A 23,000-nucleotide genomic window follows, 5' to 3' on the forward strand; every position below is an offset into this window, starting at 1 on the left:
GTAAAGATGGTAAAAGATTTTATAAATAATTAAGGAGACGAAAGTTGAAGAAAATAGTTGTTTTATCAATGCTATTAGTTAGTTTTAATGTAGCTCTAAGTAAAAGTGAATCATGTAAACAATGGTTTATTGAAAATGAAATTCGAGAAGTAAGCGATTTCTTTGATGATGAGAAGTACCTTAAAAACCTGCAGTGTTTTGACGAGTTGCCTAATTCTATACAAGAAGATATTCGCACAGAATATTTTCGTAGAAAATACCCAAATGCAGTTTATATAGACCCGAAGATTGATATGGATAAGGAGTATGACTACAAAAAAATTCATAGTGATCTTACTTTATTGGCTAGTTTATGCCCTAAACAGGATAAAGCCTCTAAGATATCAGGTGTATATGTCTCTCACCTTCCTAGAGGATTTCTATTAGAAATTGTTCTTTTTTATAAAAAAGAAAAAGAACGATCTTTAAACTCAGAAGTAAGTATGAACATTCGTAAATGCATTCAAGTTTTTAAAGGGGGGATAGATCATTCCGCTAATGACGAATTATATTATTCAGATTTTGAGTTTTCGGCTAAAAACGATCTATATGTATCACTTATAGAAGAAATATACGAAAAAATTTATTTAATTTTATATGATTCGAATATGTTAACAATCGAGAAGGGATTTCCATACCCTAAGACAATACTAAGAGAACACATAAAAACAATTGACGAAAATTTTTATCAAGCGTTAGAAAATATGGATTCTTCGCATATTCAAGCAGTTGAATTATATTTTGGCAACCGTGAAAAATGGTTAAAGAGCTTAAATTCCTATATAAGCAAACTTATTGTAGACAAGGCAAATTAATACAAGAGGAATGTAATGTCTACAACAAAGACAGGCCGTTATTATAGAAGCTTGTTGCCTTTTCTAAGATTAACCCTGTATCGATTTTTTTAAGCTCTGTATTCTCGACCTCGATATTCCGTAAGCCTTCCATCAAGATAATGATGAGAGAAATCTCTAGTTTCAGCTTGTGTCTTTTGGGGGGTTAATAAGAGTCGTATTTCGTAGTTGAATCTATATTCAGATAGGTAACTGTTTTAATAAGTTTTTTCCAGTAAGTAATTAACTTAAAACCTAGTGTTACATCAAAGGAGAACGTAATGGCTTTTGTGAATGAGAAAATATCTAAAGAAGATCGGGAAAAATATAATATTGATCAGATTAATATGCGCTGGAATGGAGCTGGGAGTCCTCAAAGAGATTGGGCAATCGATAGAGAGCGAGAGATTTGGCTACGAGAGTTTAATCGTATAATTGATCGTGATGATAATGGTGCCTGGGATGGCAGAACGGTATGGGATTTCTATTGGAAAGGCATATTAATGTCGATTAAGACGCAACGCTCGAACTTTATTCATCTAAATAAAGAAAGAAGTGAAGTTGCTATGACCTATCAATTATTAGAGCTCTATATTCCAGTAGAAAATAAAAATATAGATATAGAGACGGTTTTGATAGATATGGCAGAATCTTTTGCAACTTATGGCTCATCAGGAATTTATGGTCAGTATATAAACTCATCAGGAGAATACCATCCATATAAAAAGAAGGATGTTACGTTTGATGCTTCTAATTATGAATTGGTTGATACCAATAGATTTACCTGTTGATGGAGAATGGATATGAGTAAGTATTTAACTACAGGTAGTGTAACAGCGCTCTAGAGCGGTCGTATTGATGATTGTCGCTCCAATGATATGGATTATGCCGAATTTTAAGCTTTAGAAAATAGTAATCCGGATCGCTATAAAATTTAAATGGGATCAAAAAGAGGAGGGTTACACTTCATGTGGCCATCCAAGAATCATAATCTGAAAGGAGTTTCTGATGAATAAGAAAAAATTTGTAATAGCCATGATTACTGTTCTGTTATTAGGTCTAATAACGCCTTTGGGTTATTGGTTTTATAAAAAACAAGATGATGCAGGGTTTTGTTGGGCACGAATGAAGCGTTTAAATGATGATGAACTGTACCAAGCAACCATGCTGTATATGATTGATTATTTTCAAGAAGAACAAAAGAAGCAGAGAAGACAATTTGGTTCTTGCGAGCGTGCTGAAAATTGTAAAATATGGATGATTAAAGAGCCTTTAAGTATTCCGCAAATTAAACAAAAAATGGAACTGTCTTGGAATAAGCGTATGGCGGAAATTATAGAAATATTTGAGATGCAGGCAGTTGATAGAGATTTTGTTTTAAAGCATCTACAACAAAATAATAATGGGTTTACTCTGTACAATAATATTGGTGGTTGGGCTACATTTGCTTCTTACGACTGTTGTGAGGTGGTGCCTGTGGCTAAGGTGGCACAGTTAAAAATACAATATCAAAATGATGAGCAAGCACTTGTCCATAAAACTAATTTAACGTTTGTAAAACCAGAAGAACAACCAGCAGAGCGTCGTTATCTACGTTATAAAAAATTTGAATCTGGAATTCATGATAGTGGTGTTTTCGATAGAGATGGTTTGACAGGAAAATTTGATTTTGAAGATCTTAAAAATATTTCAGGGGAACGGGACACTTATTTTCCCTTAACTAGCTGTGGCAAGATTTTATCCAATTAATATTAAAGTCGTCAAAAATGAGCATGTTAACAACGGAAGAAATTATTAATTTTTATTGATGAGGGTAATGAGCTCACCGACTCTCAGGCTATAGAAAATCATCTATAGCCTTTTTTATATGTTTTATATATCTTTCCTACCATAACGACCTGATTATAAGTAATTTCCTCCAAGACGCCTAATTGTAGTAATGAAGTTGCTGCAAAAAAAGTTTGACGAGGTGATCAGGATCCGTTAGCATTAGCAACATGATAAATGCAGTAAGCTGAATGATGCAAAAAAGTGAGGGCTAATGAGTGTAGCTATAAAATCGTTACGTGAGGTCGCCACGATTAAGAGTGGGCAAACCTTTCGGGCGGCGATTAAAGAGATTGCGGGGGGAAATGCGCATGTGATTCAGATGCGAGATGTGTCGCTTGAGCGCGGCATCGATTTTCCCGCATTGATTACAACGGCGATCGATAAACCCGATTGGTTAGCGCCTAACGACATTCTTTTCACACCGAAAGGCAATAATAACATTGCCATACAGATGGGGGAAGAGGCCAATCAGATTGATGTGGTCGCCACCAATCATTTTATGGTGATTAGGGTCAATGATGAGGCGCTTTTACCGGAGTTTTTAACGTGGTGGATCAATCAACAGCCAGCGCAAACCTATTTTGATCGTCAATCGGAAGGGAGCACCATTCGTAATATTCGGCGGGGAATTTTGGAGTTAGTACCAGTTCCATTGCCATCATTAGAGCGACAGAAAACCATTGTGCAATTTGCAGAAACGATGGGGAAAAAACATAAGCTCTTTGCTGAGTTGATCGAAAATGATCGGACGGTTGAGCGCTTTATTGCCACATCTTTATATAAACAGTAGGGGATTCGTATGACAGATAAAATTAATCAAAATGACATAAACAGCACGCTTTGGGGCGCTTGTAATATTTTCCGTGGCACCGTGAGCGCCGATACCTATAAAGATTACATCTTAACGATGCTCTTTTTAAAGTATATCTCCGATGTATGGCAAGACCACTATGATAATTACCAAAATGAGTATGGTGATGAGCCTGAATTGATCGAAGCGATGATGGCGACCGAGCGTTTTATGTTGCCGACGGTTGAGATCAAAAATAATAATGGCAAGATTACTGATACGTTCCGCGCGAATTTTAATAGTCTTTATGAGCGTCGCCACGAGCCGGGAAATGGTGCGCGCATTGATCGTGTGCTCCATGAGATTGAAGAGGCAAATGGCACCAAGCTCAAAGATTCGGGCAAAAGTGTGTTCCAAGATATCTCCTTTAATAGCGACCGTTTAGGGGAAGAGAAGCAAAAAAATGATCTCTTACGTTTTCTGTTAGAAGAATTTGCTGAAAAAGCGCTCGATTTCCGCCCAAGCCGCGTCGGTAAGGCCGATGTGATTGGTAATGCCTATGAATATCTGATTAAACGGTTTGCCGCCGGCGGTGGGCAAAAAGCCGGTGAATTCTATACGCCGCCGGAAGTCTCAGAATTGATGGCGACGCTCCTTGATCCAAAACCCAATGAAACCATCTGCGATCCTGCGTGCGGTTCAGGCTCGCTCTTGATGAAGTGTGGGCGTAAAGTGGTGAGTAATCACGGCTCGAAAGCCTACGAACTTTATGGGCAAGAGGCGATCGGTTCGACGTGGTCGCTCGCGAAAATGAATATGTTCCTTCATGGGGAAGATAATCATCGCGTTGAGTGGGGTGATACGATCCGCAACCCGAAATTGCTCGATGGTAATGGCGCGCTGTTACAGTTTGACATTGTGACCGCAAACCCGCCGTTTTCGTTAAAACAGTGGGGCGAAGAGGTGGCGGAAAATGACCCATTTAATCGCTTTGCGCGAGGTGTTCCGCCGAAATCCTATGGAGATTATGCTTTTATTTTGCATATGATCGAGACGCTCAAGCCCGAAACAGGACGCATGGCCGTTGTTGCGCCGCACGGCGTGCTCTTTCGTGCCGGAACGGAGGGCAAAATTCGTAAAGCGTTATTAGGTGAGAATATTTTAGATGCCGTGATTGGATTGCCTGAAAAACTCTTCTACGGCACGGGGATTCCCGCGGCGATTTTACTCTTTAGAATGAATAAAAAAGATGATTCGGTGCTCTTTATTGATGCGAGCCGCGAATTTAAAGCGGGCAAAAATCAAAATGCGCTCTCCGATGAAAATATCGCGAAGATTGTCGAAACTTATCAAAAGCGGGAGTTTGTCGATAAATACGCCTATCTCGCCACGCTCGATGAGATTAAAGAGAACGACTATAACCTCAATATTCCGCGCTATGTCGATACCTTTGAGGAAGAAGCGCCGATCGATCTCGTTGCCGTTCGCCGTGAGCGTTTAGCGCTTAAAACAGAGCTTGAAGAGCTAGAAGTAAAAATGGCGGAGTATCTGGAAGAGCTCGGGTTTAACTCGGACAAGGGGGTAAAATAATGCAGGTGCCAGAAGGGTGGGAGATAAAGTACTTAAGAGAAATAGTGAAGTTTTCACAAGGTATTCAGGTAGATACTACTCAGCAATCTACAGTTCATCATGAAGGATATATTCGTTTTTTACGAATAGCTGATTTTGTTAGCAAAACTGAACCGCCAAGATTTATAAAGAAGCCAAATGAAAACTTTATAGTGTCAGATAGTGACTTAAGCATGATTAGATATGGTAGTGCTAGTGCGGGAGATGTTGTCCGAGGATTGTCAGGTGCAATAGCAAACAATTTATTCCGATTAATTCCCAATGAGCAAAAGATTTATAAAAGCTATCTTTATCTGTATTTGGGTCAAAAAAAAATCAAACACTATTTAATTTGCGGATCATCGTCGTCTACTATGCCTGCTATTACATTTGATTTGGTAGGTAGGACTGAAATAATACTTCCTCCCCTCGCCGAGCAAGAAAAAATCGCTGAAATCCTCTCTACGTGGGATCACGCTATCGAGCAGACCGAACGCCTAAAAGCCAACGCCGAAACCCATAAACAGGCGTTGATGCAACAGTTATTAACGGGCAAAAAACGCTTTCCGGAATTTGAGGGGGAGTGGGAGAAAAAAAGTTTAAAATTATTGGTGAAAATTTCTAAGGGGCAACAAAAGAATCGTATTAACTTAACTGCTAATGGTAAGTATCCAGTAATTAATGGTGGAATTGAACCTTCGGGATATACAGATGAGTATAACCGAATGGAAAACATAATTACGATTAGTGAAGGTGGTAATTCTTGTGGATACGTCAATTTCATTAAAACGAAGTTTTGGTGCGGAGGACATTGTTATTCAATGTTAGAACCAAGCATAGATAATCATTTCTTATTTCACGCTTTGAAATTTCGTGAGAAAGCATTAATGCAACTTAGAGTAGGATCTGGTCTACCTAATATCCAGAAGCGAGATGTAGAAAGTTTTAAGATTGAATATCCAGTATTAATGTCAGAACAACAAAAAATCGCCGCTGTCTTAAACACGGCGGATCGAGAGATTGAACTGCTCGCCCAAAAGCTCGATCACCTCAAAACCGAAAAACGCGCCCTAATGCAACAATTATTGACAGGAAAGCGACGGGTTAAGGTGGATGGGTAATATACTGATAATTAAATAAATTCCGAAGGAGGATTGTATGGCTTTAGAAAGAAAATTAATTGATTGGACAAAACCTTCAAGCAATACTGAACAAGAAAAACAAGAGCGTACAGAACGAATGATTCGCGAGGCAATATCTGCTCATCGTGCTTTTGACGATTGTGATTTAGAAGTTTATGCGAAAGGATCATATGCCAATAATACTAACGTTCGAGCAGATAGTGATGTTGATATCGCTGTTGAATGTAAAGATGTTATTTATTTTGATAAATCTCCAAATTCTACCTATCAATCAAACGGACCGTATACAGGAATTTGGACGCCGAGTAAATTGCGTAAAGAGCTCGTTTTAGCAATGCAAGCCAAGTTTCCTAATCAGGTTGATTCAACAGGAAGTACAGCAATACAAATAAATTCTAGTTCAGCAAGAGTCGATGCTGATGTGGTTCCATGTTTTACTTATCGTTACTACTTTGGAGAATGTTTTAGAGAAGGAGTGAGAATCTTTAAAAAGGATGGAAGTTATGTGGATAATTTTCCTAAACAACAATTAGAAAATGGAAAGGCTAAAAATATTCGAACGAATTATACTTATAAAAAAGGTGTTCGATTATTAAAACGCCTTGAAAATGAGATGGCAGAAAAAGGCTGGTTTCGTGCATTACCATCATATTTTGTGGAGTGTTTGGCTTATAACTGTCCTGATGGGATATTTATGTATGAAACATGGACTGAACGTCTTAGAGCAATGCTTTATCATATTTGGATTGAATTACAGGAGGATGTTGAGCCCAATGCTAATCGCTGGTTAGAGGTAAACGAATGCTTATATTTGTTCCATTCTAATCAGGAGTGGAGTCGAAAAGATGGGAGAGAGTTTGCAAAAGCTGCTTGGAATTACTTAGGATTTAACTGATACTTCATTGGATAAAGCAAGCAGAAAAGGAGAATAAAACGATATGCATGACTATGCAATTATTAACCATAATAGAGCAAGTGTCGGAAGATGGTTAGGGGTAGCCTCTCTTTTGCTTTCTTATTTAATATCTTTAGGATTATTAAAACTCGCTAAAATTTCTTTTTTTGAAAACTCTTTTAATTTTACTGTTTCTACAGGCATCCTCTATTGGTTAGTTTACACTTTCTTTAATAAGTTTTTATGGAAAATTCCATTATTTAAGTTGCCAAATATTCAAGGTGTTTGGTCTATTAACGGAAAGACCATAGATCAAAATGGTCAAACTTTATATGAATGGTCAGGCGAACTCGATATCGAGCAAGCATGGGATAAAATCGCTATTGTATTGAAGACTGATCAAAGTGAAAGCAAAAGTTATACAGCTACATTAAGAAAAGAATCAGGAAGTAAAGGAGGTTGGATTCTTTATTATAGCTATAAAAATGAGCCAGATATTAATGAGCAAGGTAGTTTATCTATGCACAAAGGATATTGTGAAATTACTTTTAATGAGAATAATGAGACAGCAAGTGGTAGCTATTTCAATAATTTTGGTCGTTATACTTTTGGAGTTTTAGATTTAAAGAAAAATAAATAATATTATGGGAAAAGTTATTCAACTATTTATGTGGGGCTTTCAACCTCATTTTCGTCTAAGGTTTCAGAGGTTTGCTAAAGAGACATTTTCTCAAATAGGCATTGAATATGAACCAGAAGTACTTTTGGTTGGAATTAAAAGAAAAAACAGTCAAGCTTATCATCCTGTGTGCATCGAACCCGAGTTTCAAAAATGGGGGTTAGATATATTTGAAGGGATAATTCCAAAAATCGATGAAGATTATGAAAATGATCCTAATCATCAGCTTATCTATGGTAATGATCCAATAGCAATGCAGGAAAAGCCCGAAAATATCATGCGTGCTTGTATCACCTCTGCAATCTCTGAATCATTAAAAAAATATGATGTGCAGAACAATATGCAATCATTTTGTGGCGCCGCTTATCCTGTAGGTGATTATTATGTTGTTCCAGTAATACAAACAACACGGGAATTACTAAATGAATTACCATTCGTTGAGTTAGAATTATACGATATACGTGATGGAAATAAATATAACTATCAGTCTTCATTAGTTAAATCGTGCATTACAGAAATCTTAAAGCAAGCAACAATTGAGTTATCCAAACCGTATCCTGGAAAAGATCCGTTAGATGCTTTTAGTAAATCAGATCATGTGATTCCATTGTCAGCAAAGTATTTTTTAAATACTCTCTATCAAGCTGTACATTCTGATCTTATACAGAAGGGGCAATATCAATCCACTAATGGTCAGAGATTGTTTGATGATCTTAATAAGATTTCCTCTCTTTCATATGAAACTGAACCTATTGAGGGAAGAATTATTATTTTTAATCCCGAAGATGATGATTCAGTCAATTTTTATTTGTATTTTAAAGAACAGGCATCTATTCAAGATTATCGTTGGGTTAGAAAATTATTACAAATGACGACAAATGATATCTCTTTAATTTCAGATGGCATTAAAATTTATGGGTTAGGTTGTCTTAATACTAATTATTTTGATTCTATAAATAATACATTTTCTGTTGAGTTTTTAGGCCATTATGATTGGTGCTTATATCATCAAAACAAAGCTGTTATGCGTAGTACTTATGAAAAGCCTTCTATACCGCTAGCAATAATTGAAAAAGAACTATTTATAGAAAACTTTGCCAGAATTTTTCCAAACTCAACAAAAGAGAATCAACAATATATTTGGGATTTAGTTAACTCGGCACTATGTGATTTATCAGGATGTATGTTAGTGATTGTAAATAATGCTGAAAATGAGGCAAAACGATTAGCTAAACAAAGTACACCCATTAAACCAGTGCAACTAACCAAAGAGTTATTATCAAGAGTCAGACAAATAGATGGAAGTATTTTATTAGATTACACAGGCATGTGTTACGCAATAGGTGTAATACTGGATGGTGATATAAACTCAAAATGCTCTCCATCAAGAGGCTCAAGGTATAATTCCGCAATGCGTTATGTATATGGCGATACAAAAAGGCATCCAGGCAGATTAACAATAATTATATCTGATGATAAATCAGTTGAAGTTGAGCCTCTATTGCATCCTAGAATATCAGAAAAGGAATTAGAGAAAAATATTATACAGTTAGAATGTGCAGATTCTGATAATTATTTCGAGCCTCTTAATTGGCTTAAAAAACATCGATTCTACATAAATGAAAGTCGGTGTAATAGGATTAACAAAGCATTAACAAGAATTGATCAACTTCTCATTGAGGATTTTTCTATAAGATTTATAGAAGCTAATTTCATTTCTAATCCTGAAATGGATGATGAATATTTTAAATAAAAAGCAAAAAGATAATGAGGAAAGAGAACGAGTATGAATGGTGAGGCTTTAATGCTCCAAGAGGAGTATAGCGCGAAGATTCCGGCGTTGATGTTGCTGGCAAATTTGGGGTGGGAATATCTCTCCCCTAAAGAGGCGATGGCGCTTCGGGGTGGGCGGGATCAGGTGATTTTAACGCCCATTTTGCGTGAGGTACTAACGGCGCGTCAATTTGTGGTGCAGGGGAAGCCCCATTCGCTCGATAAGAGTGGAATTGATAATTTAGTTGGGCATTTAAAGCGGGCCAATCTTGCGGAAGGTTTGCTAAAAGCCAATGAGGGAATCTATCACGATCTTCTCTATGGGATCTCCATTACCCAATTTATCGAGGGGCGGGCGACCAATCAGACGATCTCAATGATCGATTGGGAAACGCCGGAGAATAATCGCTTTCATTATACTGAAGAGATGGTGATTAAACGCGCCAATAGTGAGCGCGATCGCATTCCCGATATTGTCCTTTTTGTCAATGGGATTCCTTTGGCTGTCATTGAGGCGAAGCGTCCGGATCAACACGGTTTGCGTAAGCCGACGATTGGGGAGGGCATCTCGCAGATGCTCCGCAATCAACGCAATGAGGAGATTCCGCAACTCTTTATCTATACTCAACTACTTCTCTCCATTAATGGCCTTGATGGGCGCTATGGAACAACGGGAACGCCGGCGAAATTTTGGGCGAAATGGAACGAAGAGGCGATGGATGAGGCGGCGCTTTCTGAGATTAAAAATCGTCCGGTACCGCTTGAGCTGCAAAATAGGATCTTTAACGATCGGCCGACAAAGATTCGTGAGTGGTATCAAACCTTAACGCAGGCACCGCTTGCGGTAACGGGGCAAGATACGCTGATGATCAGCCTCCTAAAAAAGGAGCGTTTGCTTGAAATAGTGCGAAGTTTCATTCTCCATGATATTAAATCAGGCAAAATTGTGGCGCGTTATCAGCAATATTTTGGCGTTAAAGCGTTACTCAATCGAATTACGCAGACAGATCATGAAGGGCGGCGACAAGGGGGCGTGATTTGGCATACGACGGGATCGGGGAAATCGTATACCATGCTCTTTTTAAGCCAAGCGCTGTTGCAAGTTAAGGCGTTAAAACAGTGCCGTATTGTGGTGATTACCGATCGGGTTGATCTTGAGGGACAATTGAGCCAAACCTTCCAAAGTGGCGGAGCGCTCGTGGGTAAGCAGGATTATCATTCGGCGATGGCTACCTCCGGTAGACGTCTTGCAGAGCAGATTGGGCGAGGCAATGAGCGGATTATCTTCTCGCTGATTCAAAAATTTAATACCGCGGCGCAACTGCCGGAATGTTATAACGATAGCGCCGATATTATTGTCTTAATTGATGAGGGGCATCGCTCGCAAGGGGGTGAAAATCATCAACGTATGCGGAGCGCATTACCGAATGCGGCGTTTGTTGCCTTTACAGGAACGCCCCTTCTAAAAGAGGATAAGACGCAGAATCAATTTGGCTCCATTATCCATGCCTATACCATGGAGATGGCGGTACGAGATAAGACCGTTACGCCACTGCTTTATGAAGAGCGGAAACCGAAACTCGATGTTAATGAAGCGGCGATTGACCATTGGTTTGAGCGGATTACCGAAGGATTAACGGAGAGCGAAGCAGCGGATTTAAAGCGTAAATTTTCCCGTAAGGGGGAGATCTATCGCGCTGAGGATCGCATTCGGCTGATTGCCTATGATGTCGCCACCCATTTTAATAGCAATATCGATCATGGCCTTAAAGCACAGCTTGCTTGTGATAGTAAAGAGGAGGCGATTCTCTATAAAAAATATCTCGATGAAGTGGGCTATTTTGAATCGGCGGTGGTGATTAGTCCGCCCGATACGCGTGAGGGGAATCGAGATCTTGATGAATCATCTAAGCCGCTCGTTCATGAATGGTGGGAAAAGAATGTTGGCGGGCAAGATGAGCGCGATTATACCAAAGGGGTGATCGATCGTTTTGAGAAAGATCCCAACTTAAAAATGTTAATCGTGGTCGATAAGCTCTTAACGGGATTTGATGAGCCGCAAAATGCGGTGCTCTATATCGATAAATCACTACGCAACCACAATCTGATGCAGGCAATTGCGCGGGTAAATCGCCTGCATGAAAAGAAAGAATTTGGGCTGTTGATTGATTATCGGGGCATTTTAGCGGAGCTCGATACGGCGATTAGTGATTATCAGGATCTGGCAACGCGGACGCAGGCGGGCTATGCCATTGAGGATATTCAGGGGCTTTACCATGAGATGAGTACTGAATATCGCCGTCTGCCGATGCTCTATAAAAAACTTTGGGCGATCTTTGATGGCGTTGCCAATAAAAACGATCTTGAGCAGTTGCGCCGTCGATTAATCCCGAACCTCGAGCAGAAAAATGGTTACTCCATCGATCATAATCAAGAGATTCGAGATGATTTTTATGAAGCACTCAGTGAGTTTGCAAGCTGTTTGAAAATTGCTCTGCAATCGGCGGGCTTTTATCGTGATCCGCGGGTGACCGAAACGTTAATTACTGAGTATAAAAGAGCCTTAAATAACTTCACCGCATTGCGCCAAATTATCCAGCAAGATAGTGGGGAGGCGATCGATTATGATCTCTATGCCGATAAGGTGAAAAAGCTACTCGATCGTTATGTTGCCGGCGTTCACATTGAGAGCAGTGGCGATCTCTACTCGCTTAACCGCATTAAAGCTGAAGAGAAGGCCTACGGCGAGATGAGCGAAGATGAGCTCAAAGCGCACGAAACGGAGATTCGTAACAAAACGGATGTGATTAAAACACAGATTACCCGCGAAATTGAGGATCATATGGGAGATGATCCCTTTGCACAAGAGGCGTTTTCGCGTCTATTACGTAAAACAATTGCAGAGGCGGAAGGGTTATTTGATCATCCCTATAAACAATTATTACTCTTTGAGGCTTTAAAAGAGGATGTGGACGAGCGCCGCTTAGACTCCATTCCCAAAGCGATTCAAGGGACGAGTGCCGGGCGCTATTATGGGCTCTTTTTTAAAGTTGTGCCAAGTCTCTTGGCCGATGGGCTAGAAGATGGGAGCGCGTCCGAGGCTAAATTGCTCGCCTTTGCGAAGCATATTTCAGAGATTGTTGATGAGTCGATTCAATATAATTCGCTCGATCCCGATAATATTGAAAAGAGCATTCAAAAAGCTTTATTGCCGAAGGCCTTTAGCTATTATCAAGAAGAGGGATTGGGGTTAGAGCAGGCGAAAGCGTTAGTGGAGTTGGTTAAAAAGAGCGTACGGACAGGCATTCAATAATGGATCAATCATTATTAATTCAACCCTTTGTACAGCCCTATGAAACGGGGAGTTATTATTTCTATTACGACCGGCATCCCATAGGATTTTCACGCGTAGCGAGCCGGTCTAAGCGCGATATTGTGCAGATTAAAGTGCATCCGACGTTGGAAGTGGAGGTATTAGCGCCAGAGTCGATGAGTGATGAGGCGGTACTTGAGGCGGCTAAACGTCGCGGGCGTTGGATCTTTAATCAGCTTAAAGCCTTTTATGAAAATCAATATTATGTGACGCCGCTGCAATATAGAAGTGGGGAAACCCATTATTATTTAGGCCGGCAATATCAGCTTAAAATCTATCAAGATCGAAATGAACGTGTCCGTTTGATGCGTGGTTATCTTGAGGTCTATACCGAAAAAGAGGGGCGCGATGCCATTCGATCATTGCTGCATACGTGGTATTTAGAAAAAGCCCGAGATTATTTTAAACGGCGTTTAGCGGTATTATTGCCGAAAGCGAATTGGGTGAATGAAACGCCCCCGATCCGATTACAAACCATGAAAACGCAATGGGGAAGCTGCTCGAAACAGGGGCGACTCACTTTTAACCCCTATCTTGTAAAAGCCCCGCAAGAGGCGATCGATTATGTGATTTTGCACGAGCTATGCCACATCGCGGAATATAATCATAGCGAACGTTTCTATCAGCTGATGGATAGCGTCATGACCCATTGGCGCGAGGTTAAACAGCGCCTCGACAATAATGCCTATAAATATCTCAATGGGGTGAAGTTTCAAGAGTGATGAGCTCTTGTCACAGCCTTGCTACACTCTTAGCACGTGGTGTTAGCCTACTCCGTCCCCTCCATCGATTTAAGCTCATTAGGCAGATAGAGAGTTTCGAGATAGAGCGTTGCGCCGTGGTTGCGGTTGCGCTGATCAAACCGATCGGCGAGGGTTTGGGCGACGTGGTAGACCTTATCCTTTAACGCCATATTAATGCCGGAGGCGCGGGCGTAGTAGAGGAATTTCACACGGTCGGGCACCTCGTCGGTAAAGGGGCGACGATTGGCATCAAAAAGCGCGCGAGCTTCCTCCTCGCGTTTGATTTTGACGAGATATTCAAGCATTTGCCCGAGCGCTGTGGGGTATTGATGAAGAAATTCGGCTTGCTGTTTGAGCTCCTGATAATAGGTCTCTGCAAGATCAAAGAGCCCGAGTTTTTGATTTAATAGCATGAGATCGGCTGAACTATAGATCGATGAGTGCATGCAGATGCTAGGATCGTATTGATGAAGTAGATGTTCGGCCTGTTTAGCCTCCTTTAAGCGATTCAGTGCCATGCAAAAGGCGATTTCGTGCCGGCAGTAACAGATTGGGCAGGGGATCGTCACTTTTTTATTATAAGCACGCCACCGCTTTAAATATTTAAGCGCTACATCGTAACGATAGAGGCTTAACGCGTGATAAATTTGGGTCTGATAATACTCAAGGAGCGGGGCATGGTATCGGCGAACCACTTGACGTAATTTTTGCGAAAGCGCATTTAAATCATGAATAGACGGCTCTAAATAATCCGGTAGTAGCGAGTGAATCCATTGGGTTTGCGCTAAAAGATACGCCTCATCGACAAGCTTTGGATGAACTTCCCACTCGTTGATGAGCCACGAAAAAATGCGGATCATCTTTTTGTATTGTTGCGTTTGAGAATAGGCGTCGAGTAGCAATTCGCGGGCGTAAATGCTGATTTCACGATAATCATGAATATCGCTTAAATTGATCAATGTGATGAGCAGAGGAATCCGTTCCGTGTACTGGTCATCGGGGATAGTTTCAAGCTGTTTTAAAAGATCTGAAACGCGCAACATAATCTAAACTCCAAGTCCTTTGGTTGGAATATTATAGTAGGCGATTTCAGATTTCGTCAGACTCGAGTGGAGCAACTGAGCATTGTTTGATCAAGATCGCTAAAATCCTTCACAGCTCATCGTGACCTCGCAACCATCGGCTACATAATATTTTTTCTGAGAGTAGGTATCGGTTTTTCGCGCAATGCCCTCAAGGCTCTCAAACTAGGCGATGTCGGCGCCAATCATCTCGCCCTCTTTTGATGAGTGTAATGAGTGATAACGCCGATTCGCTCACTTTTAAACCAAGCGGGGCGGATCCGGGCGATAAAAAACCCGTAAATGAGGTTAATCACTTACGGGTTTTGATTTATAAACGGATTAATCGATTATTCGGGCTTATTTAGAGATATGCTCAACTAAATCAAGTACTTTATTTGAGTAGCCGATTTCGTTATCGTACCAAGAAACCACTTTTACGAAGTTATCGGTTAATGCGATCCCTGCGTCTGCGTCAAATACTGAGGTGCATGTTTCGCCTAAGAAGTCAGTTGAAACAACGGCATCTTCAGTGTATCCAAGGATACCTTTGAGTTCGCCTTCAGACATCTCTTTCATTTTTGCACAGATTTCAGCGTAGGTTGCGGGGTTTTTAAGGTTTACGGTTAAGTCAACGACGGATACGTTCGGGGTTGGAACGCGGAATGACATACCGGTTAATTTACCGTTTAACTCAGGGATAACAACGCCCACTGCTTTCGCCGCACCCGTTGATGATGGGATGATGTTTTGTGATGCACCACGGCCACCGCGCCAGTCTTTCATTGAAGGACCGTCAACGGTTTTTTGTGTTGCTGTGGTTGCGTGAACCGTGGTCATAAGACCTGATTCAATGCCCCACGTATCATTTAATACTTTTGCGATAGGCGCTAAGCAGTTTGTGGTACATGATGCGTTTGAAACGATATCTTCGCCTTTATAGGTTTTTTCGTTTACGCCCATTACAAACATTGGAGTTGCGTCTTTTGAAGGGCCAGTCATGACCACTTTTTTCGCACCCGCTTCGATGTGTTTACGCGCTTTTTCGTCGGTTAAAAAGAGGCCTGTTCCTTCAACAACTACGTCTACGTTGATGTCGCCCCATTTAAGATCAGCAGGATCTCTTTCTGAGGTAACGCGGATTGTTTTACCGTTTACCACGAGCTGGCCATCTTTGATCTCAACAGTACCGTTGAAACGGCCGTGTGTTGAGTCATATTTAAGCATATACGCCATATATTCAACGTCGATTAAGTCGTTAATGCCCACAACTTCGATGTCGTTACGCTCACATGCCGCACGGAATACGAAGCGACCGATACGACCAAAACCATTAATACCCACACGAATTGTCATCTGATATCTCCTTTTTGAGAGTTTCGATAAAAATAGAAATGAAACGCTGATTACGCTTCATATTTCTTTAAGAAATTGAGGAGTAGCGGAACAGGGCGCGCAGAAGCCCCTTTCTCTTTACCGGTAGTCCACGCGGTTCCTGCTACGTCTAAATGTGCCCATGGAATCTCTTTTACAAAGCGCTCAAGGAAGCATGCAGCGGTGATTGATCCCGCACCACGACCTGGGCTAATGTTTGCAATATCGGCAAAGTTGGATTCAAGCATATCTTGGAAAGTATCTTCCCAAATAGGGAATTGCCATACTTGATCGTCCGCTTTAAAAGCGCTCTCTTTGAGGCTTTCCGCAAGCGCGTCGTTGTTTGAAAATAGGCCGGATACGTCATAGCCAAGCGCTACAATAATTGCGCCGGTTAAGGTGGCGATATCGACGATCGCTTCGGGCTCATATTGTGTTGCGTAGGTAAGTGCGTCACATAAAATGAGGCGACCTTCCGCATCGGTATTTAAGTTTTCAATGGTGATCCCTGACATGCTCGTTAACACATCGCCCGGTTTACACGCTTTGCCCGATGGCATATTTTCAACCGCGGGGATTACGCCTACCACATTGAGTTTCATGCCAAGTTCAGCCACAGCGCGGAATGTTCCGAGTACTGAGGCTGCGCCACACATATCAAACTTCATCTCATCCATGGCAGCGCCCGGTTTAAGCGAGATACCGCCTGAGTCGAAGGTGACCCCTTTACCCACAAGCGCAACGGGTTTTTCTTTCCCTTCGTTGTTATATTCTAAAACGATCAATCTGGGGGGTTCGTCACTGCCTTGAGCAACACCTAACAGCGATCCCATGCCAAGTTTTTCCATCTCCGCCTGATCAAGCACTTTGACCGTGATTAAGGGGAATTCTTCAGCCAATTTTTGCGCGCGTTCTGCAAGCGTCGTCGGATAAATCACATTCCCGGGGGCATTGCCTAAATCCTTGGTGAAGTTCATACCGCTAACGAGCGCTTTACCGTAGTTAAACGCGTTTTCTAAACGATCATTGTTCTCTTTTTCTAAGATATGAACGGTTTTAAGAGCACGCTCTGGCGCTTTTTCACTTTTGCATTCATCATAGATATAGAGTGCAGAGCCCACCGCTTGCATTAATGCAGGGAGCGAGGTCTCTTTTTCAACACAGCGATCAAGAAGCGCGAAGGTAACGCTTTCCGCTTTCGTGCCTTTTACCCAATTAGTCGCCGCCGTGACGCCTTTTTTAAGGTTTTTAAGATTGAGTTTTTCCTCTTTCCCAAATCCAACAAGGAGCAGGCGTTTAGCCTTAATGCCCTCGACATTAAATAGAGGAAGCAGAGATCCGACCTTACCTGTAATATCGCCCGCATCCTTTAGCGCCTCGATCTGGCCATTCATGGCTTTATCGAGAATTTTTGCTTCATTTGAGAGCGCCTCTTCACAAATTCCCACCACTAACACATCAGTTTCGTGTGTCGCTAGGGCATCCGTTGAGAGGGCAAAATTGATTTGATTGTTACTCATAATTTCCTCTATTTTTCGTTATATATTAAAGAACGAGACGGCCACGCAGTGAATTGGGGAACGCTTCGGTGATGACAACATCACAAAATTGTCCGATCAATTCTTGTGGGCCTTGGAAGTTCACAACTCGGTTATTTTCAGTACGTCCCGCAAGTTCGCGCGGATCGTTTTTAGATGGGCGATCCACTAAAATACGTTGGGTTGTGCCCACCATATTTTGTGAAATGGCGCTCGCCTGTTCAGATAGACGTTTTTGTAGACGTGCTAGGCGCTCTTTTTTCTCTTCCATGGGAACATCATCGGGAAGGTTTGACGCAGGCGTGCCTGGGCGGGGCGAGTAGATAAAACTAAAGGAGTGATCATAGCCGATCTCTTCCACAAGTTTCATTGTCTCTTCAAATTCCTCTGCTGTTTCGCCTGGAAAACCGACGATAAGATCCGTTGAGATGGAGATTTCAGGGCGGATTTCACGCAGTTTACGAATTTTTTCGATATATTCAGCCGCTGTGTGATTGCGTTTCATCATCATTAAGATGCGATCAGAACCCGATTGCACCGGAAGATGAAGATGCGAGACCAATTTTGGAACACGCGCATAGGCTTCAATTAAACGGTCCGAAAACGCTAGCGGGTGAGAGGTGGTATAACGGATTCGTTCGATCCCCTCAATTTGCGCCACATATTCGATTAAAAGCGCAAGGTCGCCAATTTTTCCATCGGGCATTTCACCGCGATAATCGTTGACGTTTTGGCCAAGCATCGTGACTTCACGCACGCCTTGTTCTGCTAAAATGGCAATTTCACCGATCACATCGATAAAGGGGCGTGAAATCTCTTCACCGCGCGTATACGGCACGATACAGAATGAGCAATATTTATTACAGCCCTCCATGATCGATACAAATGCGGTAACGCCTTCTGCGCGAGGTTTGGGAAGATGGTCAAATTTCTCAATTTCGGGGAATGATACGTCCACTTGAGTCCCGTTGCCTTTCCAGACATCCATCACCATTTTAGGCAGGCGATGCAGGGTTTGTGGTCCAAAAATCACATCAACGTAAGGCGCGCGTTTTTTAACTGCTTCGCCTTCTTGGCTCGCAACACAGCCGCCAACGCCGATAATCAGTTCAGGATTTTCTTCTTTCAGTTTGCGCCAGCGCCCAAGTTCAGAGAAGACTTTTTCTTGCGCTTTTTCGCGGATCGAGCAGGTATTTAAGATTAAAACGTCTGCTTCGTTAATATTTTCGGTTCGCTCAAGGTTGCAAAAGACATTCAAGCTGTCGGCCATTTTCTTTGAGTCATACTCATTCATTTGGCAACCTTGGGTTTGGATATAAAATTTCTTTTGTGCCGAGTGGGTCATATATTTTTTATTAATAAGTCGTTATCGGTGAATCGTAATTATGGGGCTATTTTAGCTTATTTCAAGAGTGAATTCAGGTTAATTTTCCATCGATTAGAAAAGGGCAGAATCCTTACAAAAAATCACAAAAAGCGTTCGTTTATTAAATTATCTCAACGATATGCCATGAAAGAATGACCGATTAGTAAAATTATTGAGGGTTTTTAAGTTGAATCTTTCTGTAAACAGGATATGCTCAAATTGAGTATTAATAAAAAAAATAATAAAACAACCATAAATGAAAGGAGTGAGGAATGAATCCGGGAATAAATAAAGAGCGAATTTCACTGCCCGAAGGACACGCCGTGCATGGCGATTTAACGGGTGCCGACATCGAACGCTTAACGGAGGCAATTGCCGAAGAGCTCACCGCTAACAATGCGACGATTGTGGCGCATTATTATACCGATCCGTTAATCCAAACATTGGCAGAAACAACGGGCGGATGCGTGGCGGACTCGCTTGAGATGGCACGCTTTGGACGAGATACGGAGGCTGATACGTTAGTCGTAGCGGGAGTTAAATTTATGGGAGAGACGGCGAAGATTTTAAGCCCTGACAAACGGGTGTTATTGCCGGATTTAGCGGCGGCGTGTTCCCTTGATTTAAGTTGCCCGATTGATGAGTTTAGTGCGTTTTGCGATCAGCATCCCGATCGTACGGTTGTGGTTTACGCCAATACCAGTGCCGAGGTGAAAGCGCGGGCGGATTGGGTGGTGACATCGGCCGTTGGGCTTGAGATTGTGCGGGCGCTTCATCAGCAAGGTGAAAAAATCCTCTGGGGACCGGATCAGCATCTCGGGCGCTATATCGAGAAAGAGACGGGTGCGGATATGGTGATTTGGGAGGGGAGCTGCATTGTGCATGATGAATTTAAAGCCGGTGAGCTCATTAAATATAAGGCGCGTTATCCGAAGGCGTCGGTGCTCGTTCACCCAGAATCGCCGATGGATGTCATTGCTGAAGCGGATGTGGTGGGTTCAACGTCACAATTGATTCGCGCAGCAAAAGCCTCGTCCGCAACAGAGTTTATTGTAGCAACCGATCGGGGGATTTTCCATAAAATGCAAGAAGCGGTACCGGGGAAAACCTTCCATATCGCGCCAACGGCAAGCCATGATGTCAGTTGCCGGAGCTGTGGGGCGTGTCCATGGATGGCGATGAATCATCTTGAGAAGATTCTGCATGTCCTTAAAACTGGCGAGAATCAGATTGAGGTGCCGGAAGCCATTCGTAAAAAAGCGAAAATCGGCATTGATCGGATGCTCAGTTTTCGCTCTTAAGGGGGATAAATCCCCGCGTTTTAGGTGATGGCAGGTTACGGTTCAATCCAGATCAGGCTTGCCATGCGCCCTGATTGATTGCCATCACGGCGATAAGAATGGAAGAGTTCTCGGTCGCTGTAGGTACAAAAATCACCGCCAAAAATATGCTCGTTTGGAATCCCAAGATGGGTGAGACGATTTTTAGCAAGCTGATAGATATCGGCAAAGACACGGCCTTCCACCTCAGAAGGAGAGGGGCTAAATATCGCCTGATGATCTGAGTGTTGAGATGAAATCCCCAGTTGACGTTCGCGAAGCTCAAGACTCATGCGCACCTCTTGGCCAATCTCAAATGCTTTTTGCGAAATTGCCGGCCCAAGCCAGATGTAATACTCATCGAGCGGAAATTGAGCGAGAGCGAGCGTCTCTTCGATCATATTGGTAAGCAAACTCTTCCAGCCGGCGTGAATTCCCGCCACCTCTTTTCCTTCACGATGCGCCACTAAAATGGGCAAGCAATCGGCGGTAAGGATGTAGGAAACCTCACGAGGCTTTGCGGTAATCGAGGCATCAGCACCGACACCAATCAGTCTTTCATCAATGCGCACGGCAATGTTGGAATGAATCTGATTGAGATAAAAAACCGTGTCCGGCACCTCGAGCGCATCAAAGAGCCGGGATCTATTTTCCAGCACATGAGCGCGATTGTCCCCGCTTGAGAGGCCTAAATTAAGCCGATCAAACGGCGCTTCACTTACGCCCCCAATGCGGGTTGTCGTATAAGCGCGAACGTTTGGAATCTCGGGCCAAGTCGGCGTTAATAGCGTCATCCCTGAGACATCAATCAGGCCTTGTTTAGAAATGATCTTTGACATAGAGTTCATGATCCTCACGAATGGCGTCGATTAGCGTCGTCATATCTTTGGGCAGTGGTGCGGTTGCAAGCACGTCTTCACCGGTTTTTGGGTGGCTAAATCCAACCTGATAGGCGTGGAGCGCTTGGCGTCTAAATCCGCGTAAAACATTTTCCGCATGATGGGTAAATTTTCTTGGGATTTTAAGACGGCTACCGTAATCTGGATCGCCCACAATGGGAAGATTGATATGTTGCATATGCACGCGAATCTGATGGGTGCGACCGGTCTCTAAGTGGCATTCCACTAAGGTGTGCTCACGGAAACGTTCAAGCACGCGAATGTGCGTAATCGCCTCTTTACCAGGATTCTCTTCAAGCTCTTCATCGTATTCGGTAATCATCATTTTTTTGCGATTATAGGGATTGCGCCCGATAAACGCATCGACGGTACGGCCCGAGATAAGTTCGCCCACAAGTAATGCTTGATAGACGCGGGTGACGGTACGTTCGGCAAATTGCTTTTGTAACGCTTCCGCGGTCTCTTCATTTTTGGCAATCACTAATGCGCCGGAGGTCTCTTTATCAAGGCGGTGGACAATGCCCGCGCGCTCAAGATCTTTCAGTGGCGGATAGTGATAGAGCAGGGCATTCATCAGGGTGTTATTGGGGTTTCCGGCACCAGGATGAACCACCATGCCCGCAGACTTATTAACGATTAAAAGATCGTCATCTTCATATAAGATATCAAGGGCAATCGCTTGCGGTTCTGGCGCCGAAACACCTTCATCGATCTCGATCTCAAGGCTTACCTCTTCACCGCCTTCGACAATGTCGCGGGGCTTGGGAACTTTGCCATTCATCAAAACTTTCTTCGCTTTGATAAGATTTTGAATTTGATTGCGTGAAATCTCAGGGAAAACTTGCGATAATACGAGATCAATTCGCGAGCCCGCATGGGCCTCGGTTAAAACTGTGGTAAATGTTTCTGAACGTTTCATAACTTTTGGGTATAATTTCGTTGCTGATTAAATTTAGGAACCATATTAATAAAATGAATAAGAAATTTCTAAGACTTTTTGTCTCCACGCTGGTTATTGTCGGCCTATCAAGCTGTTCTACACCGCGAGAAGATCGTATTAAACGAATGTCAGCGGTTCAACTGCTCGAAGAAGGGGATCGTGAAGTAAAAAGCGGTAACTATAAATCGTCGGTGGATCATTTTAACGCAGTTGAAGCTCGTTTTCCTCATAGTTCTTTAGCCGAGCAAGCGAAGTTTAATAAAATTTATGCGCTCTATCACGATCGTAACTTTGATGAGGCACTGCGCGAAATTGATGATTTTATGAAGCTTTATCCCAATCATCCGGATATCGCTTATGCGTGGTACATGCAAGGTTTAATCAACTTTGACCGTGCACGTTCTATCTTAGATAAATTGATGCCGCCAGATCGCTCTAAAATTGATCAGCAGCAGATGACCGATTCTCTTAATTCATTTTTACATATTCTAGAGCATTATCCCGATAGCGTCTATGCAGCTGATTCAGCAAAACGTGTGGTCTATCTGCGTAACACCCTCGCCGAATCCGAAATGCACATCGCTGAGTTCTATTTCAAGCGTAAAGCCTATGTCGGCGCGGCTAATCGTGCGCAATATGTGCTCGATCATTATGACCAAACGCCGTCACTTTCCGATGCACTCTATCTTCAAGTTAAATCTTATCGTGAGCTTGGATTGACGGATTTAGCGGAAAATCGCCTTGCATTATTGCGCCATAACTTCCCGCAAGATTCTCGTTTAGCTGAGTTTAATTAAT

At 42.3% G+C, this 23,000-nt stretch carries 19 protein-coding genes; 13 read left to right on the forward strand and 6 right to left on the reverse strand.

The window, feature by feature from the left end; genetic code table 11:
• Nucleotides 1-44: 44 nt before the first annotated feature.
• The 11 genes from OXI21_RS07870 to OXI21_RS07920 all read left to right on the forward strand — a co-directional run bounded on the left by OXI21_RS07870 (nucleotide 45) and on the right by OXI21_RS07920 (nucleotide 13,684).
• Nucleotides 45-854: a hypothetical protein gene (locus tag OXI21_RS07870; protein ID WP_279619017.1), complete on the forward strand. Its 810-nt coding sequence runs from the start codon at nucleotides 45-47 to the stop codon at nucleotides 852-854.
• A gap of 299 nt (nucleotides 855-1,153) precedes the next feature.
• Nucleotides 1,154-1,663, forward strand: a complete 510-nt coding sequence (locus OXI21_RS07875) for a hypothetical protein (RefSeq protein WP_279619018.1) — start codon at nucleotides 1,154-1,156, stop codon at nucleotides 1,661-1,663.
• A gap of 217 nt (nucleotides 1,664-1,880) precedes the next feature.
• Complete coding sequence (locus tag OXI21_RS07880) at nucleotides 1,881-2,621, forward strand: hypothetical protein (RefSeq protein ID WP_279619019.1); 741 nt, start codon at nucleotides 1,881-1,883, stop codon at nucleotides 2,619-2,621.
• A 292-nt stretch (nucleotides 2,622-2,913) separates the two neighbouring features.
• Nucleotides 2,914-3,492: a restriction endonuclease subunit S gene (locus tag OXI21_RS07885; protein ID WP_279619020.1), complete on the forward strand. Its 579-nt coding sequence runs from the start codon at nucleotides 2,914-2,916 to the stop codon at nucleotides 3,490-3,492.
• A 9-nt stretch (nucleotides 3,493-3,501) separates the two neighbouring features.
• Nucleotides 3,502-5,082: a type I restriction-modification system subunit M gene (locus tag OXI21_RS07890; RefSeq protein ID WP_279619021.1), complete on the forward strand. Its 1,581-nt coding sequence runs from the start codon at nucleotides 3,502-3,504 to the stop codon at nucleotides 5,080-5,082.
• Nucleotides 5,082-6,221 (forward strand): restriction endonuclease subunit S, encoded by a 1,140-nt coding sequence (locus OXI21_RS07895; RefSeq protein WP_279619022.1) that lies wholly within the window; start codon nucleotides 5,082-5,084, stop codon nucleotides 6,219-6,221. The genes OXI21_RS07890 and OXI21_RS07895 overlap by 1 nt, the downstream gene beginning before the upstream one ends.
• 37 nt (nucleotides 6,222-6,258) lie before the next feature.
• A complete protein-coding gene (locus tag OXI21_RS07900; RefSeq protein ID WP_279619023.1) occupies nucleotides 6,259-7,137 on the forward strand; it encodes a nucleotidyltransferase in 879 nt (292 codons plus the stop codon).
• A 43-nt stretch (nucleotides 7,138-7,180) separates the two neighbouring features.
• Nucleotides 7,181-7,777: a hypothetical protein gene (locus OXI21_RS07905; protein WP_279619024.1), complete on the forward strand. Its 597-nt coding sequence runs from the start codon at nucleotides 7,181-7,183 to the stop codon at nucleotides 7,775-7,777.
• A gap of 4 nt (nucleotides 7,778-7,781) precedes the next feature.
• A complete protein-coding gene (locus OXI21_RS07910) occupies nucleotides 7,782-9,569 on the forward strand; it encodes a hypothetical protein (RefSeq protein WP_279619025.1) in 1,788 nt (595 codons plus the stop codon).
• Nucleotides 9,570-9,602: 33 nt separating this feature from the next.
• Nucleotides 9,603-12,902, forward strand: a complete 3,300-nt coding sequence (locus OXI21_RS07915) for an HsdR family type I site-specific deoxyribonuclease (protein ID WP_279619026.1) — start codon at nucleotides 9,603-9,605, stop codon at nucleotides 12,900-12,902.
• Nucleotides 12,902-13,684, forward strand: coding sequence for a SprT family zinc-dependent metalloprotease (locus tag OXI21_RS07920; protein ID WP_279619027.1), 783 nt, complete (start codon nucleotides 12,902-12,904; stop codon nucleotides 13,682-13,684). Before OXI21_RS07915 ends, OXI21_RS07920 begins: the two co-directional genes overlap by 1 nt.
• A gap of 47 nt (nucleotides 13,685-13,731) precedes the next feature.
• On the opposite strand, the gene OXI21_RS07925 is transcribed toward OXI21_RS07920, so the two are convergent.
• The 4 genes from OXI21_RS07925 to miaB form a co-directional block, all read right to left on the reverse strand.
• Entirely contained in the window at nucleotides 13,732-14,748 is a 1,017-nt protein-coding gene (locus OXI21_RS07925; protein ID WP_279619028.1) for a hypothetical protein, read from the reverse strand.
• A 378-nt stretch (nucleotides 14,749-15,126) separates the two neighbouring features.
• A complete protein-coding gene (gene gap, locus OXI21_RS07930; RefSeq protein ID WP_279619029.1) occupies nucleotides 15,127-16,122 on the reverse strand; it encodes a type I glyceraldehyde-3-phosphate dehydrogenase in 996 nt (331 codons plus the stop codon).
• Nucleotides 16,123-16,172: 50 nt separating this feature from the next.
• On the reverse strand, nucleotides 16,173-17,660 hold the full coding sequence (locus OXI21_RS07935) for a leucyl aminopeptidase (protein ID WP_279619030.1): 1,488 nt from the start codon (nucleotides 17,658-17,660) through the stop codon (nucleotides 16,173-16,175).
• Nucleotides 17,661-17,685: 25 nt separating this feature from the next.
• On the reverse strand, nucleotides 17,686-19,023 hold the full coding sequence (gene miaB, locus OXI21_RS07940) for a tRNA (N6-isopentenyl adenosine(37)-C2)-methylthiotransferase MiaB (protein WP_279619031.1): 1,338 nt from the start codon (nucleotides 19,021-19,023) through the stop codon (nucleotides 17,686-17,688).
• A 293-nt stretch (nucleotides 19,024-19,316) separates the two neighbouring features.
• Between miaB and nadA the strand changes: the two genes are divergently transcribed.
• Nucleotides 19,317-20,345, forward strand: a complete 1,029-nt coding sequence (gene nadA / locus OXI21_RS07945) for a quinolinate synthase NadA (RefSeq protein WP_279619032.1) — start codon at nucleotides 19,317-19,319, stop codon at nucleotides 20,343-20,345.
• Between the two features lie 35 nt (nucleotides 20,346-20,380).
• Here the strand turns inward: nadA and pgeF are convergent, their stop codons facing one another.
• Entirely contained in the window at nucleotides 20,381-21,202 is an 822-nt protein-coding gene (gene pgeF / locus OXI21_RS07950) for a peptidoglycan editing factor PgeF (RefSeq protein ID WP_279619033.1), read from the reverse strand.
• Nucleotides 21,183-22,181, reverse strand: coding sequence for an RluA family pseudouridine synthase (locus tag OXI21_RS07955; protein WP_279619034.1), 999 nt, complete (start codon nucleotides 22,179-22,181; stop codon nucleotides 21,183-21,185). Before OXI21_RS07955 ends, pgeF begins: the two co-directional genes overlap by 20 nt.
• A 53-nt stretch (nucleotides 22,182-22,234) precedes the next feature.
• On the opposite strand from OXI21_RS07955, the gene OXI21_RS07960 reads away from it, so the two are divergent.
• Nucleotides 22,235-22,999: an outer membrane protein assembly factor BamD gene (locus tag OXI21_RS07960; RefSeq protein WP_279619035.1), complete on the forward strand. Its 765-nt coding sequence runs from the start codon at nucleotides 22,235-22,237 to the stop codon at nucleotides 22,997-22,999.
• Nucleotide 23,000 lies beyond the last annotated feature (1 nt).

Source organism: Ignatzschineria sp. RMDPL8A (genome assembly GCF_029815055.1).
In the GTDB taxonomy this organism is placed as follows: domain Bacteria; phylum Pseudomonadota; class Gammaproteobacteria; order Cardiobacteriales; family Wohlfahrtiimonadaceae; genus CALZBJ01.

What these genes read in the sequence shown, in the direction of transcription:
- OXI21_RS07910 (WP_279619025.1), top strand. Translation starts at nt 7,782, where the DNA reads ATGGGAAAAGTTATTCAACTATTTATGTGGGGCTTTCAACCTCATTTT.
- OXI21_RS07920 (WP_279619027.1), top strand. Translation starts at nt 12,902, where the DNA reads ATGGATCAATCATTATTAATTCAACCCTTTGTACAGCCCTATGAAACG.
- OXI21_RS07890 (WP_279619021.1), top strand. Translation starts at nt 3,502, where the DNA reads ATGACAGATAAAATTAATCAAAATGACATAAACAGCACGCTTTGGGGC.
- OXI21_RS07880 (WP_279619019.1), top strand. Translation starts at nt 1,881, where the DNA reads ATGAATAAGAAAAAATTTGTAATAGCCATGATTACTGTTCTGTTATTA.
- OXI21_RS07935 (WP_279619030.1), bottom strand. Translation starts at nt 17,660, where the DNA reads ATGAGTAACAATCAAATCAATTTTGCCCTCTCAACGGATGCCCTAGCG.
- miaB (WP_279619031.1), bottom strand. Translation starts at nt 19,023, where the DNA reads ATGACCCACTCGGCACAAAAGAAATTTTATATCCAAACCCAAGGTTGC.
- OXI21_RS07915 (WP_279619026.1), top strand. Translation starts at nt 9,603, where the DNA reads ATGAATGGTGAGGCTTTAATGCTCCAAGAGGAGTATAGCGCGAAGATT.
- nadA (WP_279619032.1), top strand. Translation starts at nt 19,317, where the DNA reads ATGAATCCGGGAATAAATAAAGAGCGAATTTCACTGCCCGAAGGACAC.
- OXI21_RS07905 (WP_279619024.1), top strand. Translation starts at nt 7,181, where the DNA reads ATGCATGACTATGCAATTATTAACCATAATAGAGCAAGTGTCGGAAGA.
- OXI21_RS07900 (WP_279619023.1), top strand. Translation starts at nt 6,259, where the DNA reads ATGGCTTTAGAAAGAAAATTAATTGATTGGACAAAACCTTCAAGCAAT.
- OXI21_RS07955 (WP_279619034.1), bottom strand. Translation starts at nt 22,181, where the DNA reads ATGAAACGTTCAGAAACATTTACCACAGTTTTAACCGAGGCCCATGCG.
- OXI21_RS07895 (WP_279619022.1), top strand. Translation starts at nt 5,082, where the DNA reads ATGCAGGTGCCAGAAGGGTGGGAGATAAAGTACTTAAGAGAAATAGTG.
- pgeF (WP_279619033.1), bottom strand. Translation starts at nt 21,202, where the DNA reads ATGTCAAAGATCATTTCTAAACAAGGCCTGATTGATGTCTCAGGGATG.
- OXI21_RS07960 (WP_279619035.1), top strand. Translation starts at nt 22,235, where the DNA reads ATGAATAAGAAATTTCTAAGACTTTTTGTCTCCACGCTGGTTATTGTC.
- gap (WP_279619029.1), bottom strand. Translation starts at nt 16,122, where the DNA reads ATGACAATTCGTGTGGGTATTAATGGTTTTGGTCGTATCGGTCGCTTC.
- OXI21_RS07925 (WP_279619028.1), bottom strand. Translation starts at nt 14,748, where the DNA reads ATGTTGCGCGTTTCAGATCTTTTAAAACAGCTTGAAACTATCCCCGAT.
- OXI21_RS07885 (WP_279619020.1), top strand. Translation starts at nt 2,914, where the DNA reads ATGAGTGTAGCTATAAAATCGTTACGTGAGGTCGCCACGATTAAGAGT.
- OXI21_RS07875 (WP_279619018.1), top strand. Translation starts at nt 1,154, where the DNA reads ATGGCTTTTGTGAATGAGAAAATATCTAAAGAAGATCGGGAAAAATAT.